General features: G+C 70.3%; 12 protein-coding genes and 1 pseudogene. 12 read left to right on the top strand and 1 reads right to left on the bottom strand.

All coding sequences use genetic code 11. The features are described 5' to 3' along the window. Nucleotides 1-83: 83 nt before the first annotated feature. The 8 genes from BFN33_RS40455 to pstB all read left to right on the top strand — a co-directional run bounded on the left by BFN33_RS40455 (nt 84) and on the right by pstB (nt 12,040). Nucleotides 84-833: an SDR family oxidoreductase gene (locus BFN33_RS40455; RefSeq protein WP_069765206.1), complete on the top strand. Its 750-nt coding sequence runs from the start codon at nt 84-86 to the stop codon at nt 831-833. Between the two features lie 479 nt (nt 834-1,312). Continuing rightward, entirely contained in the window at nt 1,313-2,254 is a 942-nt protein-coding gene (gene pstC / locus BFN33_RS40460) for a phosphate ABC transporter permease subunit PstC (RefSeq protein WP_088245491.1), read from the top strand. A 1-nt stretch (nt 2,255) separates the two neighbouring features. Then, nucleotides 2,256-3,761, top strand: a complete 1,506-nt coding sequence (gene pstA / locus BFN33_RS40465) for a phosphate ABC transporter permease PstA (RefSeq protein ID WP_079141279.1) — start codon at nt 2,256-2,258, stop codon at nt 3,759-3,761. After that, nucleotides 3,761-5,443 (top strand): phosphate ABC transporter substrate-binding protein PstS, encoded by a 1,683-nt coding sequence (locus tag BFN33_RS55295; RefSeq protein ID WP_079141280.1) that lies wholly within the window; start codon nt 3,761-3,763, stop codon nt 5,441-5,443. Before pstA ends, BFN33_RS55295 begins: the two co-directional genes overlap by 1 nt. Continuing rightward, nucleotides 5,440-8,064, top strand: coding sequence for a hypothetical protein (locus BFN33_RS40475; RefSeq protein ID WP_069765209.1), 2,625 nt, complete (start codon nt 5,440-5,442; stop codon nt 8,062-8,064). Before BFN33_RS55295 ends, BFN33_RS40475 begins: the two co-directional genes overlap by 4 nt. A gap of 134 nt (nt 8,065-8,198) precedes the next feature. Then, nucleotides 8,199-10,184: an Ig-like domain repeat protein gene (locus BFN33_RS40480; protein WP_069765210.1), complete on the top strand. Its 1,986-nt coding sequence runs from the start codon at nt 8,199-8,201 to the stop codon at nt 10,182-10,184. 90 nt (nt 10,185-10,274) lie between these two features. Further along, a complete protein-coding gene (locus tag BFN33_RS40485; RefSeq protein ID WP_079141281.1) occupies nt 10,275-11,165 on the top strand; it encodes a sortase in 891 nt (296 codons plus the stop codon). 110 nt (nt 11,166-11,275) lie between these two features. Beyond that, nucleotides 11,276-12,040 carry a phosphate ABC transporter ATP-binding protein PstB gene (pstB, locus tag BFN33_RS40490; protein WP_088245492.1) on the top strand — a complete coding sequence of 255 codons (765 nt, stop codon included), beginning with the start codon at nt 11,276-11,278 and terminating at the stop codon, nt 12,038-12,040. Between the two features lie 209 nt (nt 12,041-12,249). Here the strand turns inward: pstB and BFN33_RS40495 are convergent, their stop codons facing one another. Continuing rightward, entirely contained in the window at nt 12,250-12,684 is a 435-nt protein-coding gene (locus tag BFN33_RS40495) for a nuclear transport factor 2 family protein (protein ID WP_069765211.1), read from the bottom strand. Between the two features lie 180 nt (nt 12,685-12,864). Between BFN33_RS40495 and BFN33_RS40500 the strand changes: the two genes are divergently transcribed. The 4 genes and pseudogenes from BFN33_RS40500 to BFN33_RS40515 form a co-directional block, all read left to right on the top strand. Further along, nucleotides 12,865-13,764: a helix-turn-helix transcriptional regulator gene (locus BFN33_RS40500; RefSeq protein ID WP_069765212.1), complete on the top strand. Its 900-nt coding sequence runs from the start codon at nt 12,865-12,867 to the stop codon at nt 13,762-13,764. 109 nt (nt 13,765-13,873) lie between these two features. Then, complete coding sequence (locus BFN33_RS40505) at nt 13,874-14,995, top strand: PP2C family protein-serine/threonine phosphatase (RefSeq protein WP_069765213.1); 1,122 nt, start codon at nt 13,874-13,876, stop codon at nt 14,993-14,995. Nucleotides 14,996-15,771: 776 nt separating this feature from the next. After that, on the top strand, nt 15,772-16,281 hold the full coding sequence (locus tag BFN33_RS40510; protein WP_069765214.1) for a sigma-70 family RNA polymerase sigma factor: 510 nt from the start codon (nt 15,772-15,774) through the stop codon (nt 16,279-16,281). Nucleotides 16,282-16,330: 49 nt separating this feature from the next. Continuing rightward, nucleotides 16,331-16,627: pseudogene (locus tag BFN33_RS40515) on the top strand (hypothetical protein); the annotation flags it as partial.

The raw sequence follows: 16,627 nt of genomic DNA on the forward strand, positions 1-16,627 counted from the left end.
ATTCAATGGGAGCAACAGCTCTTCCGTGAAGCAGGAAAGTGCCTGCCCGTCGGCGGATCCCACCTCATCGCAAAGGCCACAGCATGAAGACAGTTCTGATCACTGGTGCCTCCTCCGGATACGGGCGGGCAACTGCTCTTTACTTCCACTCGCAGGGGTGGAACGTCATCGCCACGATGCGCACGCCGCGTGTCGGCATCCTGCCCGAGTCGGACCGGCTCCGCGTCGTCGCGCTCGACGTGACCGTGCCCGAGACCATCACCGCCGCGTTCGAGGCGGCCGGGCCCATCGACGTCCTGGTCAACAACGCGGGTGTCCCATCGATCGGCGTGTTCGAGGGCACTCCCATGGCCCGTGTGCGGGAGGTCTTCGAAACCAACACGTTCGGCGTGATGGCGACGACGCAGGCGGTACTGCCCCAGTTCCGCGAGCGCGGCTCCGGCGTGGTGGTCAACGTGACCTCCAGCGTGGTGCTGGGCCACATGCCGCTCTCGGCCGTCTACAAGGCGAGCAAGATGGCCATCGAGGGGTTCACCGCCTCTCTCGCGCTCGAGCTCGCGCCCTTCGGCGTGCAGGCGAAGACGGTCCAGCCGGGCGCCTGCCTGACGACGAACTTCGCGGCCAACGCGACGAACGGCGTCTCACTGGACGAACTGGTCCCGGCGCCCTACGCACCGTGGGCGAACAAGGCCATGGGCGACTTCACGGGCCAGGACCTGTTCACCAAGGAGAGCGACGTCGCCGAGACGGTGTGGCGAGCCGCGCACGACACGACCGGCCAGCTGCGATTCCCGGCCGGTCCCGACGCGGTCTGGCTCGCTCAGGCGAAGTGACCACCATGCCTCGTTGATGCGTCGTCGTGTGTAGGTCCGTCCGCCGTGGCGAAGAGGTGCTTTACGGCGTGGTGTCAAGCGGCCGTGGACGGCAGTCAATGCGAACTGCCGGCCCGGTCGGCGGAACAGCCGGCAGTCGCCCATTCACAGGCTGGCTCAACCGCCGACTGCGAGGACTTTGATCCGTGGTGGACTCGGCCTTCATCCCTCGGGCGACGGGAATGAGACACAGGGTCTCGCTCCCGCCCGCACCCACTCCACAGCTACCCCACGAAAAAGTCGTCGACTGTTCATGCCGCGTCCAGCATTCGACGGGTTGGCTCGACAAGATCCAGCCATTGACTCTCCCTGCGTGCCTCGATCATGAAGTCGCACGGAGAGTCCTTCTTTGGGGGTTCGCAGTGGTGTCCGCAGTGGAGTTTCCCGGCGAACCGGAGTCTGACAGACCGGTTCCGCGGCGGCCGTACGCGGCACGGGGTTTGGGCGACAGGATCTTCCGGTACCAGCTGACGGCCACGGGCATCGCGGTCCTCGCCATCATGGCGGCCGTTGGACTGTTCCTGCTCCTGAGGGCCGGTCAGGCGCTGCGTGCCAAAGGCCTCGGCTTCCTGACGACCGCTGCCTGGCAGCCGGATGTGCACAACTTCGGCATCGCGGCCGTACTCACCGGCACCCTGCTGATCGCCGCCGTGGCGGTGACGATCTCCGTGCCGCTGGCGGTCGCCACCGCGTTGTTCATCTCCGACGTGGCCCCGCGCAGGCTGCGCCGCACCCTCATCACCATGGTCGACCTGATGGCGGCCGTCCCCTCGGTGGTGTACGGACTCTGGGGCCTCTTCTTCCTCCAGCAGCACGTGATCGGGCTGTCGCGCTGGCTGTCCACCTGGCTTGGCTGGATCCCGCTGTTCGCCGTCGACGGCACCCGGCCCGGTGATCCCCTCGCCTCGGACAGCGTCTACACCGCCTCCACGTTCGTCGCCGGGATCGTCGTCGCGCTGATGGTCGCACCGATCCAGTGCTCGGTCATGCGGGAAGTCTTCGCACAGGCCCCGGCGGGCGAGCGCGAGGGCGCCTACGCTCTCGGCGCCACGCGGTGGGGCATGATCCGCGCGGTCGTCCTGCCGTACGGCAAGGGGGGCATCATCGGCGGCACGATGCTGGGGCTCGGCCGGGCGCTCGGCGAGACGATCGCCGTCTACCTGATCATCTCGCCGGTCTTCGCCATCCAGCCGCACATCCTGCAGACCGGCTCGAACTCGGTCTCCTCCCTCATCGCCCTGCACTACGGCGACGCCTCCACGTTCGGCATGTCGGCGCTGATGGCTGCCGGTCTGGCGCTGTTCCTGCTCACCCTGGCGGTCAACTTCACCGCCTCCACCGTCGTGGCCCGCTCCCGGTCCGGCGCGCAGAGCGAGGCATGAGATGACTGTCGTAGAAGAAGTAGAAGAAGTAGAAGAAGTAGAAGAAGCAGTAGCGGACCGCGCGGCCGCGCCCGCCCCGGTGTCCGAAGCCGTCCCCGCCGCCCAACTCCCTGACCAGTGGCGTCGAATCGGCGGCCCCACCCGCTCGGGGGTGCTGTCCCTGTTCGGCGCCGCCGCGTCCGGACTGTGCGTCGCGGTGCTGCTGTTCGGGCAGATCGCGCCGTTCTCCGGCGGCCTGGGCTTCGCCGTCACCGCGTACGGTGCCTTCCTCATCGTGTACGCCGTCCTGACCGGTCTGGAGGAGAACGGCCAGGCGGTGCGCGACCGTGTGATGACGGTGATCCTGTGGACCGCGGCCGGCCTGCTCTTCAGCGCGCTGGCACTCGTCGTCGGCTTCACCGCGTTGCGTGGCCGGGAAGCGCTGCCGCACGGCAACTTCTTCACTCAGGACATGCAGGCCGCGGGCCCGCTGGACCCGCTCACCCACGGCGGCATCGCGCACGCGATGCTCGGCACGCTGATCATGATCGCCATCGCGCTCGCCATCACCGTCCCGCTCGGCCTGGCCTGCGCGGTGTACCTCAACCAGATTCCCGGCCGCTTCTCACGCTTCGTACGGACCATCGTCGAGGCGATGACCGCACTGCCGTCGATCGTGGCGGGGCTCATGGTGTACGCCACCTGGATCCTCGGCCTCGGGCTGCAGAAGTCGGGCCTCGCGGCGGGCTTCGCGATCAGTGTGATGATGCTGCCGATCGTGATCCGGGCGTCCGACGTGGTTCTGCGCCTGGTGCCCGGCAGTCTGACCGAGGCCGCGGAGGCCCTCGGAGCCCCGCGCTGGCGGACGGTGTGGCACGTGGTCCTGCCGACGGCGCGCTCCGGCCTCGCCACCGCGGTCATCCTCGGCACGGCGCGCGGCATCGGCGAGACCTCACCCGTGCTGCTCACCGCCGGCTTCACGGCCGCCCTCAACGCCGACCCGACCAGCGGCCCGATGGTCTCCCTGCCTCTGGCCGTCTTCAACTTCGTCAAGTCGCCGGAGCCCACGATGATCGCCCGTGGCTTCGGCGCCGCGTCGGTCCTGATGGCCCTGGTCCTGATCCTCTTCGCGATCGCCCGGGTCATCGGCGGTCACGGCCCCGGCCACCAGAGCCGCCGCCAGTCCCGCCGAACAGCCCGAGCCTCCCGCCGGGACGCGGCCCGCTTCGCGGAGTCGCACGCTCCGGGGCTGTCCCTGTTCGAAACCGAACCGCACAGCGCTCCCGAGCCCGATCCGACGACGGCCCCCGACAGGGAAGCCGTCCCGAACACCGCACCCGAGCCGGTGAGAGAGCTCTCCGGCCCCGGACTCGCCGACCGGTCGAGCGCGGGCGCGACCGCCGACGACGAGACGACACCTCCGCAGCCACCCGCACCTGACCAGGCATCCCGCACGGACGGCAGTGGCGGGCACCCCGCCCCGGCCACCGGCGGGGCGCCCCAGCCCGTCACAGGAGAGAGCGACTGATGCTCAGCCACCTCAGGACCAGCCTGCACCGGCTGGGCATCCTGGCCGCGTTGCTCGGCGTCCTCGCCGGGACAGGGGCCGGTCCCGCCGCAGCCGACAGTTACACACCGATCGCCGGGGCCGGGTCCACCTGGGCGGAGAACGCCGTCGACGAGTGGCGCCGGGCCGTCAACCAGTACGGGATGCGGATCTCCTACGCCGGTACCGGATCGTCCGACGGCCGCCGCCAGTTCCTCAGCGGCACGGTCGACTTCGCGGTGTCGGACATCCCGTTCCAGACCCACCCGACCGACGGCAGCGCGGCGGAGCGGCCGGCCTCCGGGTCGTACGCCTACATGCCGATCGTGGCCGGCGGCACGGTGTTCATGTACCACCTGACCGTCAACGGCAAGCGGGTCACCAACCTTCGCCTCTCCGGTGACGTGGTCACCAGGATCTTCACCGGGGCCGTGAAGACGTGGGACGACCCCGTCATCAAGGCCGACAACCCCGGGCTCCAGCTTCCGCACCGCACCATCGTGCCCGTGGTCCGCTCCGACGGCTCCGGTTCCACCGCCCAGTTCACGATGTGGATGGCCAACCAGCACAAGTCGCTGTGGCAGGCGTACTGCGCCAAGGTCGGCCGCTCGGGGGCGTGCGGACAGACCTCGTACTACCCGACGGTCTCCGGCATGATCGCCCAGTCCGGCGACCTGGGCGTGGCGGGTTACGTCGCCCAGAACTACGGCGAGGGCGCGATCGGTTACGTCAACTACTCCTACGCCCTCAACGCGCACTATCCCGTCGCCAAGGTCCTCAACCACGCCGGCTACTACACCGAGCCGACCCCGCAGAACGTGGCGGTGTCGCTGCTCAAGGCGAGGATCAACACGGACAAGAGCTCGCCGGACTACCTCACCCAGCAACTCGACGGCGTCTACCGCGACAGCGACCGGCGCAACTACCCGCTGTCCAGCTACTCGTACATGGTCCTGCCGCTGAAGGTGCAGGGCACCTTCACCGAGGCCAAGGGCAAGACGCTCGGCGCGTTCGCCTACTACTTCATGTGCCAGGGCCAGCAGCAGGCGCCCGACCTGGGCTACTCGCCGCTGCCGATCAACCTGGTGCAGGCGGGCTTCGACCAGATCCGCCGGATCCCGGGCGTGCGGGCCCAGAACATCAACATCAGCAAGTGCAACAACCCGACCTTCACCACCGACGGCCACAACAGGCTCGCCGAGACCGCGCCGTACCCGAAGGCGTGCGACAAGAAGGGCGCAGCGCCCTGTTCGACGGGCAGCGGGGGCGCCAAGTCGGCCGGTTCGAACGGCGGTTCCGGGGGCACGTCCGGCGGTTCGGCCGGTGGCGGGTCCGGTACGTCCGGTGGTTCCACCGGCGGCGGCACGGCGACCGGCGGGGCCGGCTCCGGCACGCAAGCGTCCGTCGATCCCGACACCGGGCAGACATTGAGCCCCGGTGGCGCATCAGGCGGCACGTCCGTCGGCGCTTCGGGCGGCGATACGACCGCCGAGGGCACGATCGCCCTGGCGCAGCCGGTCGCGGTCGCGGGGCGCACCGGCTGGACGGGTACGCAGACGCTGATGCTGCTCGCCGCGTTCCTGGTGCTCGGGCTGATCCTGCTGCCCACCGTGGTGTCCCGCCTCCTGTCCGGCAGGCGTTCCTCGGACGGAGAGTCGCGATGAAGTCCATGCGCCGGGTTCTGGCCCGTCTGGTCGCCGGCGCAGCCGTGGGCGCTCTGGCCGGTCTCGCGGTGGCCCAGGCCGCACCGTCCGCGACGGCCGCGGCTTCCTCCTCCGTCACCGTCTCCGGGCGGGGAGAGTTCAAGGACATGAGGTTCACGGTCGATCAGACCACTCACCTCACCAGTCAGGCGGTGACCGTCTCCTGGACCGGAGGCACCCCGACCACCTTCGCGGGCACCTTGTTCAACACCGACTTCGTGCAGATCATGCAGTGCTGGGGCGACGACGACGGCACGGTCCCGGCCAACCCCGGCCCCTCGCGCACCCAGTGCCAGTACGGCGCCTCCCCGACCACCGACCGGGGCAGCTGGCCCGGCAACGACTACGACGACACCCGCCGCGTCTTCTACAGCGCCGACCCCACCAACTACGGCCAGGACAACCGCTACGGGGCGGGCAATCCCAACGCCCCCGGCGAGGTCCCCTTCAAGCCGGTCAGCGGTGCCACCGTCACCACCAACACCCAGAACAACCCCTACTTCAACCGCAACACCACCAACGAGGTCGACTTCGCCCGCACCGGCGCCGACGGCACCGGCCAGGAGTTCTTCGAGGTGCAGACCGCCAACGAGGCACCTCATCTGGGCTGCGGCCTCCCGGTCACGGCGGGCGGCACGACAAGGCCGCGCGGGTGCTGGCTGGTCATCGTCCCCCAGGGCCACCTCGACCTCGACGGCAAGCCGTACGCGGACCAGAGCCAGGTCAGCGCCGGCTCCCCGGTCTCCTCCACCAACTGGGCGAACCGGATCGCGATCCCGCTGGGCTTCAACCCGGTCGGCACCAACTGCGCCCTGGGCTCCGCCGAACGCCCCACCACCGGCAGCGAGTTGGCGGCCGACGCCATGACGAGCTGGCAGGCTGCGCTGTGCCCGTCCGGCAGGGTCTACGGCTACACCGAGCTCGGTGAGCCCGACGCCCGCGCCCGACTCACCAACGACGGCTCCTCCGGCCTCGCCTTCACCACCCGCGCGCTGGGTGCCGACGAGGGCACCACCGCTCCCTCGGGCAGCACGTCGTACGCCCCGGTCGCCCTGTCGGGAACCGTCATCGGCTTCACCATCGAACGCAGACCCCGGGCCGGGGCACCCGACGCGGTGGCGAGACTCGCCGGTACGAAAGTCGAGTCCATCGATCTCACCCCCCGTCTGGTCGCCAAGCTGCTCACCGAGTCCTACCGCAACTCCCCCTGGGGAGCCGTGCTCAGCGGCACGGCCGCCAAGGGCTACGGCTGGGCGAAGAACAACCCGGCCGGCCTTGCGACCGATCCCGAGTTCATCGCGCTGAACCCGCAGTTCGCGTACCTGTCGGTCGCCGAGACCCCGGCCACCGACACCGACCTGCTCACCTCGCTGGGCCACTCCGACTCGGCCCGCGCGCTGTGGCAGTGGGTCCTGTCCGACAAGGACGCCCGGCAGTTCCTCGCCGGGGTGTCCGACGACTGGGGCATGCGGGTCAACCCGTACTACGCCACCAACGCGGACCTGAACCCGACCGGCGCGGCCTTCGATCCGTCCCGCACGGACGACTTCCCGAAGAGCGACCCCTGGTGCACGATCCCGCCGGGCACCGGTGCCACCCAGAAGCAGTGCATGATCGACTTTCATCCGTACGTCGACGACATGCACTCCGGCGCACTGCACACCCGCCGCGCGGACGGCCTGTGGAAGTCGACCTGGGACCCGCTGGCCAGCCCGCCCGCATACAAGAGCCCGGGCCCGCAGACCGTCGGCTCGCGCTTCCTCATCACCGTCACCGACGCGGCCTCGGCCAGCCGGTACGGCCTCCAGACAGCCCGGCTGCGCAACGCGGCCGGCCGGTACACCGCGCCCAGCGCCGGCTCACTGACCGCCGACGCCGCGAGCGCCTCCGGCAAGGGCCTCGCCGAGATCACTCCCACCGGGGCGAAGGCGAAGACCGCCTACCCGCTGGCCCAGCTGGTCTACGCGGCCGCCCGCCCCGCCGACCTCGACGCGGCCGCCCGCAAGGACTACGCGGCCCTGCTGCGATACGCGGCCGGCGACGGTCAGATCACCGGCGCCGACCCGGGCCGGCTGCCCACCGGCTACGCCCCGCTGCCGGAGAAACTGCGGGCCCGCGCCACGGCCGCCGCGCACGCCCTGGTGGCCTACAAGGGCGGCAAGTCCAGCGGCGGCGGCTCGTCGAACAGTTCGTCCGCAGGTGGTGGTTCGGGCGGCTCCTCGGACAGTTCGTCCGCCGGAGGCGACGCGGGAGGTTCCTCGGGCGGTGACTCGACCGTCGGCGGCACTGGCGCGGCGGCAGGGGGTGCCAGTGCCTCACCCGCCGCCTCGGCGTCGTACGACGGAGGCGACGCTGTGCACACCACCGCCCTGGGCACGACACCCGCCGACCCCGCGAACGCCCTGCGCTACGCCGTCCCGGTGGGCGCCGCCCTCGGTGCGGCGGCCGCGGCGGGCGCGCCCTTCGCGGGCGGCAGCCGGCTGCGTCTGCCCCTGCGGGTGCCGCTCCCGGGCGGCCGCACGGTGACCGTCGTACCGGCCCTCGCCCTGCCGGAACGGCTGCGCAAGCTGCTGCGGCCCTGAGCGCCGGCCCCAGCCGGCGGCGCTTCCCACAGACGGCCGCCCGCCCCGAAGGACAGTCGGGGCGGGCGGCCCGTACCACCCTGCCAGATCACTCTGCTCTCCACCTCACGCACGCTCTCATCAGGAGACTCTCGATGCGCAGAACGCGCTCCACGGCGACCCTGGTCGCCGCCGCAGTGGTCGCCGGCGGCATGGCTCTCGCGAGCCCGGCATACGCCGACCCCACCCCCGCGGGGACCTTCCGCCAGCTGGTCGGCGTGGGCTCCGACACCACTCAGGACGTGCTGAACGCCCTGGCCGGCGACACCGTCAACGGCACGAGCTACGCCGGCACCGCCGTGAAGTCGACGTCCGGTGCGGGCATCGCCTCCTACGACGCGATCGGCACCGCCACCGTCCAGACCCGCCCGGCCGGCCCCACCTTCACCCGCCCCAACGGCTCCGGCAACGGCCGCGCCGCGCTCAGCATGTCGCTGACCGGCGACAAGTTCCCCAACTCCGCCGGCGTGGCCATCCCGGGCCAGGTCGACTTCGCCCGTTCCTCCAGCGGCCCCAGCGTGTCCGGCACGGCCCTCACCTACATCCCGTTCGCGCGGGACGCGGTCGGCATCGCGGTCCGCGGCTCCGGCCTGGACTCGCTGACGGCCGACCAGCTGCACGACGTCTACGCCGCCGGCAGCACCCACCAGATCAACGGGCAGACCGTGCACCCGGTCCTCCCGCAGAGCGGCTCCGGCACCCGCAAGTTCTTCCTCGCGGCGATCGGCCTGAACGAGAACACCGTCGACACCAGCCTGCCGACCGTCCAGGAGAACCAGGCGAACGCCGCCCTCACCCAGGACGGCACACTCGTCCCGTTCTCCGTGGGCAGCTGGATCGCGCAGAACAACGGAATCGCCCCCGACTACAGCGACACCGCAGTCGCCGCCGGCGCGCACCTGGCCGGCGTCAAGCTGCCCGGCGACACCGGGGGCGTCACCAGCCCGGTCACCACCGTCGACGGCGAACTCGCCCCGGTCTCCCACTACTACGAGAACTCCACGTTCGGCCGCGACGTCTACAACGTCGTCCCGAGCCGGGCGATCGACACGAGCGGCATCTTCTTCGACAAGGACCTCTACGACGTCTTCGTCACCAGCGGCACCCACGAGGCGGCCCTGGCCTCGGACAACGCCGAGAAGGTCATCGCGGACTTCGGTTTCCTGAACGAGGCGTACAACGGCTCCGTCAACCTGGCCAAGCACGCCAAGGTCGGCGGCCTGGAGATCTCGGGCCTGGACACCAGCACGCCCGCCGCACCCACCCTCAAGGCCACCCGGGGCGACGCGAGCCTCAAGCTGAACTGGACGGCGCCCAGCCCCGCCCCCGCCCAGGCCGTCACCGACTACCGCGTCACCCTCAAGGACGCGGACGGCGCCCTCGTCGCCACCAAGGACCTCCCGGCGTCCACCACGACGTACTCCTTCACCGGACTCGCCCTCGGCACCTACACCGCCGAGGTCACCGCCGCCAACCTCAACGGCCCGGGCACGGCGGCCATCTGGACCGGCGCGGTCAAGTACACCAGCAGCACCAAGGCGACGACGGCGACGACCGCCTACGGCAAGACCCCGAAGGTCACCGTCACCGTCACCGACTCGCACGCGGTCGCCCCCGGCGGCAAGGTCACGGTGAAGGAGGGCGCCACCATCCTCGGCACCGGCAACCTGGACGCCTCCGGCAAGGTCACCATCGGCCTGTCGAACCACCTCAAGGTCGCCACGCACACCCTGACCGTGTCCTACGGCGGCAGCGCCAAGCTGTACGGGTCCTCGGCAACGGCCACCCTGAAGATCACCAAGGCGACGCCGTCGGTCGCGACCACCGCGCCGACGTCCATCAGCCACACCGCCCACGCCAAGGTCACCGTCAAGGTCACCGCGCCCGGCACCACGCCCACCGGCACCGTGCGGATCTACGAGGGCACCAGAGTGATCGCCACCGCCACCCTCAGCGGCGGCAAGGTGACCATCACCCTCCCCAAGCTCCCCAAGGGACGCCACACCCTGCACGCCTCCTACGCGGGCTCCTCGACGGTGAACGCCAGGAACGGCGCCGCCTTCACCATCAAGTCCACCTGACCCCCGATACCGGCGGCCGGGGAGAGAGCTGAGGCAGTGTCTCCCCGGCCGACCGGCCGCCACGACCATCTGAGAAGGAGGCGGGCCGCCGTGACGGTCGCCGTACCCCTGACGCTTCCGCGCGTCCGCAGCGTCACCGCCGTCCGCCACCTCGCCCGAGGCGGCCTGCTCGCCCTCGCCGCCCTGCTACTCGGCATCACCGCACAACTGCTGGTGGTCAGCGCCGCCCAGGAACGCTCCGCACAGCACGCCGCGTTCGACGAACTGCGCAACCAACTCGCCCTGGGCACCGCCCCGGTGGCCCAGGCCGACCAACAGGGCCGGCTGCTCGCCCCCGGCACACCGGTCGGACTGGTCGACGTACCCAGCCTGAACATGAGCCAGGTCGTCCTCGAGGGCACCGACTCGGCCGTCCTCACCGACGGCCCCGGCCACCGCCGCGACACCCCGCTGCCCGGACAGGCCGGCACCAGCGTCCTGATGGGCCGCGCCGCCGCCTACGGAGGCCCCTTCGGCCGACTCGCCTCGCTCACCACGGGCGACACGTTCTCCGTGACCACCGGCCAGGGCAAGGCGACGTACCGGGTCAGCGACATACGACGGGCCGGCGACCCCGCACCCGCACCGCTCGCCTCCGGGAAAGGACGGCTCGTCCTGGTCACCTCCACCGGACCCCGCTTCGCCCCCTCCGGTGTCCTGCGCGTCGACGCCGACCTGATCTCCGCGCCCTTCCAGACGCCCGCGGCGGTCATCCGCTCCGGCACGCTCCCGGACTCCGAGGAACCCCTGGCCCGACCCTCCGGAGTGCCATGGCCGCTGGTCATGTGGCTCCAGGCGCTCCTCCTGACCGCCATCGCCGCCGTAGGGGCCTGGCACCGGTGGGGCCGCCATCAGACCTGGATCGTGTTCGCCCCGGTCGTCGCCGTCCTGGGCCTCCAGGTCGCCACCCGCACCACCGAACTCCTGCCCAACCTGCTGTGACCGCTTCCCGTGAGGTGTCCGACGTGACCGAAGTAGCCGAGCCCCTGACCGACACGGTCGCCCTGCCGCCCGTCTCCCCGACGACCGGCCCCGCGACCGTCCCCGCCACCCTGGAGGCCCGCTCCGTGTCGGCCTGGTTCGGCACCCACCAGGTGCTCAGCCGGGTGTCGCTGACGATGCCCGCCGGCCGGGTGACCGCTCTCATCGGCCCCTCGGGCTGCGGCAAGTCGACGTTCCTGCGCACCCTGAACCGCATGCACGAGCTGATCCCGGCCGCACGGTTCGGCGGCGAGGTCCTCTTCGAGGGCGAGGACGTCTACGACCCGACCTGGCGGCTCACGGACGCCCGGCGGCGGATCGGCATGGTCTTCCAGAAGCCGAACCCGTTCCCCGCCATGTCGATCTACGACAACGTGATCGCGGGCCTGCGCCTGACGGGAACACGCGCGAACCGGCACCAGAAAGACGCCCTGGTCGAGGAGTCCCTGTCCCGGGCCGGACTGTGGAAGGAAGTCAGGGACCGCCTCCGCCAGCCCGGCGGCGCACTCTCCGGCGGCCAGCAGCAGCGCCTGTGCATAGCCCGCGCGCTGGCCGTACGGCCCCGGGTGCTGCTGATGGACGAACCGTGCTCGGCGCTCGACCCCACCTCCACACGCCGGGTGGAGGAGACGATCCAGGAACTGGCCGGGGCGGTGACGGTCGTGATCGTCACCCACAACATGCAGCAGGCCGCCCGCGTCTCCCAGCAGTGCGCCTTCTTCCTCGCCGAGGAAGGCACCCCCGGAGGCATCGTCGAGGCAGGCCCCACCGACAGCATCTTCGGCTCCCCGAAGGACACGCGGACGGCGGACTATGTGGCGGGCCGCTTCGGCTGAGAAGCGGTATCACATCCTCCTTTTCGCAGGTCACAAGGCACGAAGGGTGGCAGTGATCCCGCTGGCCGTTCGGTTGGGCGTCGACGGCGAGCTCCGAACGGCAGCAGCAGCGCGCTGGTCCTCATGCGCTTGCAAGAATGACCGTCGGCGCCTCGCTCTGGCGGCGGGACATGAGCGGGCATCACTGGAAGACCCGACGAGCGACGTGGTCAGCGGGTGCCCGCCTCGGCGCGCGTATAGAACGCGGCGAGTTCGTGGGGGTTCTTGGTGAAGACGTCGATCTTGCGGACCATGCCGTCCTCGACCTGGTGGATCTCGACCATGGTCAGCGGGAACCTCTCACCGGTGGTGTGGGCTGTGAGCGTTCCGGTAAGCGTTCCGACGACGCCGGCCGGGCCCTCGAAAACCTCGGCATCGGTGATGGCGACGTCGGCGTAGCCCATCATCGCGCCGAGGATCGACTGCACGAACACCTCGCGGCCCTGGTGCACGCCGCCGTAGGGGAGTTGGCTCGGCTCATCGACGATCACCTGGGGGGCGAGCTTGGCCAGCACACCCGGCACATCGCCCTTGCCCAACGCGTCATACAGCCCTCGCACGACATCAGCGGGGCTCTCCGTCACCGTCTCGATCCGGTTGCTCATCTGGTGTCTCCTGTCAGAGTTCAGCTGCTGCAGACCGGGGCTCGCGTCCTCGCACCGGTCGGCCCCGGGGGATCGGGGCACGCACCATGCAACGCGAGACGGCCGTGACGGGGGAGTCCCTGCTGTGAGGGGTACTGGCAGAGTCCCTCACCTGTCGCGCGGCCTGCCTACCCTGGCCTCATGGACACCCCGGACGCAGTCAGCGCATTCCTCCGCTCCCGACGCGACAAGATCACTCCAGAGCAGGCCGGTCTGCCGACGTACGGTCAGCGCCGGGTGCCCGGACTGCGCCGGGGAGAGGTCGCCGCACTCGCCGGCGTGAGCGTCGAGTACTACACGCGCCTGGAGCGCGGCAACCTCCAAGGGGTTTCCGACAGTGTGCTCGACGCCCTCGCACACGCCCTGCGGCTCGACGACACCGAGCGCATGTACCTGTACGACCTCGCCCGCGCTGCCGGACCGGCGCCGGGGGCGCGGGCACCGAGGCGGGAAAGCCGACCGACGGTGCGGCCGAGCGTGGCGCGGATCGTCGAGGGCATGCCGGAGCTGCCGGCGTACGTGATGAACAACCGCCTCGACGCGCTGGCCGCCAACCCGTTGGGCCGGGCCCTGTACTCGGAGATGTATGCCGACCCGACATGCGGGGCGAACGTCGCCCGGTTCGCGTTCTTCAACTCCGCAGCCAGGCGGTTCTACACCGACTGGGAGCGCATGGCCCGCTTCGCCGTGGGCGCGCTGCGCATCGAGGCGGGGAAAAACCCCTACGACCGGGAGCTGTCGAACCTGATCGGTGAACTGTCCACCCGCAGCGACGCCTTCCGCGTGATGTGGGGCTCGCACGACGTGCATGTCTTCCGCGACAGCACCAAACGCCTCAACCATCCGCTCGTCGGCGAACTGGAACTCGATCAGGAGACCATGAGCCTGCCGGACGCAAGCGGCCTGAGCGTCGTCGTCTACAGCGCGCCCCCCAAAACCGCCGCGGAGGACGGCCTGAAGCTACTCGCCAGTTGGTCCGCCACGACCGGACAGGAGCAGAACGCACAACCCATGGGCAACCCGCCGCCCCAGCAGGCCTGACGGGGCCGGTCCCGGTTCCCGGTCACTACGTGTTGCACAGCCATGGCCCCCGTCCACGGTCTCCGAGCGGCGCATCCCCGTACTCGTAGGTAGGTGGAAGGCTTGAGTCATGGCCCTTCGATCACGGCTGGACGTGTGGCGTTCCTGGCAGCCGGGTCACGCGCCCGCGCTGGTAGTGATCCCCCTGGGGCTGATCGTCGCGGTCTGCGTGGTCGATGTGCTGGCTCCTCCGCACATTCACCTCGGTCCGCTGCTGGTGGCGGCACCTGCGATCACGGTGGCCTTCGCCGGCGCCCGCGTGACCGCGCTGATGGGAGTGCTCGCGGTCACGGCCCAGGTACTGATCGGCATCCTTAGGGGAGTCCTTCCCACCGCCAACATCCAGGCCCAGATCGCTGCCCTGATCGTCGTCTCCCTCGTCTGCGTCACCCTCTGCGTGGTCCGGGACCGGCGTGAGCAGAAGCTGCAACGCGTGCGCTCGGTGGCCGAAGCGGCGCAGAGCGTGCTGCTGCGGCCACTGCCCACCCGTGCCGGCCCGCTGCGGATCGCCGGCCTGTACATCCCCGCCGAGGAAGAAGCCGACCTGGGCGGGGACCTGTACGCGGCCGCACGGACCGACCACCACAGCACACGGCTCCTCATCGGCGATGTACGCGGCAACGGCCTGGCCGCGATCAACAACGCCGCCCTGCTCCTCGGCGCCTTTCGCGCGGCCGCCCATCGGCAGGCCACCCTTTCCCGCCTCGCCGTCCACCTGGACGCCGCACTTCGCTGGGACACCAGCCAGTGGCGGCCAGAGGCAGAACAGGACGCCGACGAAGACTTCGCCACCGCCATCCTGCTCGACATCCCCGACCACGATCCGGTCGTCCACCTCATCGCCTGCGGCCACCCACCACCGCTCCTCCTGCGAGGAAATCACCTCACCCCACTCATGCCCGAGGCCAGCCACCTCCCGATCGGATTCGGCGGGATCTTCGGCGTTGCCGCCTACGACGTCCAGACATTCCCGTTCGAGGTCGGCGACCTGCTCCTCCTCTACACAGACGGCGTCATCGAAGCACGTGATGCCGACGGACTCTTCTACCCCTTCACCGAACGCGCGCCAGAATGGACCAAGGACGACCCCGACCAACTCCTGCGCCTCCTGCATGACGACCTGCTGGCCCACGTCCACGGACACCTCGACGACGACGCGGCGGTAGTCGCCATCCGCCGCCTGGCACTCTGATCACCGGCACACCTGTGCCGGCCCTCCTCGGGACCACGGATCCGGCCACGCCCGGACGAGTTGGTGTCGGGTTGTGTCGGCAGTGACCACGACAGGCAGACGAATCGCTCGCCCGAGCGAACCCGGACACTGTCGTTGGGTGCTGGGTGAGGACGAGTCCGGTGTTGGCATGCAGCCGTCGGTCAGGTCGGGACGGAGCTGAATCTGGCACAGTCCCTCGCCGGAGGGTGCGTTCAAGGTGCTCGTCGTCGGTGAAGGCGGTGTTGGCCAGTGGGCCGGGCATGGGTGTCGCTGATGCGGGGCATCCCGCCGATCCACTCGCGCCGTGGTCGCGGGCGCTGTCGTCCGGCCAACCTTCTGTGAGTCCGCCGGTGATCTTGGCGGCATGGCCTGCCCTGACTCGTGGTGCCAGTTCCGCTCGCGGGATGAAAGCCACCCGGTCCGGGGGAGTGCGGTGGGTCTCCGGGGCGGTTCGCCGCGGCGGATTTGCGTGACGGCCTTTCGGGCGGCCTGCCGGCCTTGCTCGGTGAGCTGGGGGCGGATGACGGCGACGCGCACTGACTCGGCCCTCGAGGCACATCGGTGTCCGGCGCTGGTGACGTTTGGTTGCTTTGGGAAACTCGCCCGTATTGCTAATTGTATGGAAGGTGAATTCTGGGGTTTATCTGTGCTCTTTCTGCTTGTCTTTGCCGGGTTTTTTACGGAATCTGGCGGAGGAAGAGCGGTCGCACGTGAAATAGCGTCTCCCTTCAGAGACTCACGTCCTGGAGCGCACCATGTCCCAAGACCCCCCTGTCGGCTTACCCGTCCCGCCCGCTGCGGAACGCCACCGGGCCCGCCTGCTGCGGTACGCGAGCAGGCTCACCTCCGGTGACCTGCACCGCGCCGAGGACGTCGTCCAGGAGACGATGCTGCGGGCCTGGCTCACGGACCTCGACGGATACGACGAGGAGCACCGACTCGCCTGGCTCATGAGGGTCGCCCGCAATCTGGTCGTGGACGCCCGCAGGCGTGACCGGGCCGTGCCGGTCGGCACCATGCCCGAGGACATGCTGCACCGTCCCGACGGCGCCGGGGATCCGGCCGACACCGTGGTCAACCGGCAGGTGGTCCGGCGGGCTCTGGCACAGCTGTCGCACGAGCACCGCGAGGTGCTTTTCCACGTCCACCTGCGCGATCGCACCCGGGCCGAGGCCGCCCGCTTGATCGGTGTGCCGCAAGGCACGGTGAAGTCGCGCAACCATTACGCGCTGGAAGCCATACGGCGCGAGATTCCGGCGGCATGAGACACAGCGGAAACGGCACAATCGGCAGGAAAGGCGTGAGGAACACCGAGTGAGGAACGTCGACCCCTTCGTCTGGTTCCGTCAGAACAGTGATGTCATCTTCCGGTGGCTGGGCATCGCCGGCATGGCGCTGCTTCTGTTCCTGCTCCTGCGCGTGTGGGCCATGCGGTGGGGCGGCTGGCGGGCCGCCCGGGCGCGTCTGCGGCGCGAACTGGCCGTCACGGCCCACGCGTTCGCGAAACCCGTTCGTGCCTGGCTGGGCTACCGGCGGGCGCTGCGGCTGCTGGTCCGGCGGTTGCGCGACCAGGCCACCTGGCGCGACGCCGAACGCGCTCTGGCCGCCGCC

The sequence above is a fragment of the Streptomyces sp. LUP47B genome (assembly GCF_001746295.1).
GTDB lineage: Bacteria > Actinomycetota > Actinomycetes > Streptomycetales > Streptomycetaceae > Streptomyces.

Coding starts and splice junctions, on each gene's coding strand:
- BFN33_RS40455 (WP_069765206.1), top strand. CDS start 84: ATGAAGACAGTTCTGATCACTGGTGCCTCCTCCGGATACGGGCGGGCA.
- pstA (WP_079141279.1), top strand. CDS start 2,256: ATGACTGTCGTAGAAGAAGTAGAAGAAGTAGAAGAAGTAGAAGAAGCA.
- BFN33_RS55295 (WP_079141280.1), top strand. CDS start 3,761: ATGCTCAGCCACCTCAGGACCAGCCTGCACCGGCTGGGCATCCTGGCC.
- BFN33_RS40475 (WP_069765209.1), top strand. CDS start 5,440: ATGAAGTCCATGCGCCGGGTTCTGGCCCGTCTGGTCGCCGGCGCAGCC.
- BFN33_RS40480 (WP_069765210.1), top strand. CDS start 8,199: ATGCGCAGAACGCGCTCCACGGCGACCCTGGTCGCCGCCGCAGTGGTC.
- BFN33_RS40495 (WP_069765211.1), bottom strand. CDS start 12,684: ATGAGCAACCGGATCGAGACGGTGACGGAGAGCCCCGCTGATGTCGTG.
- BFN33_RS40500 (WP_069765212.1), top strand. CDS start 12,865: ATGGACACCCCGGACGCAGTCAGCGCATTCCTCCGCTCCCGACGCGAC.
- BFN33_RS40505 (WP_069765213.1), top strand. CDS start 13,874: ATGGCCCTTCGATCACGGCTGGACGTGTGGCGTTCCTGGCAGCCGGGT.
- BFN33_RS40510 (WP_069765214.1), top strand. CDS start 15,772: ATGTCCCAAGACCCCCCTGTCGGCTTACCCGTCCCGCCCGCTGCGGAA.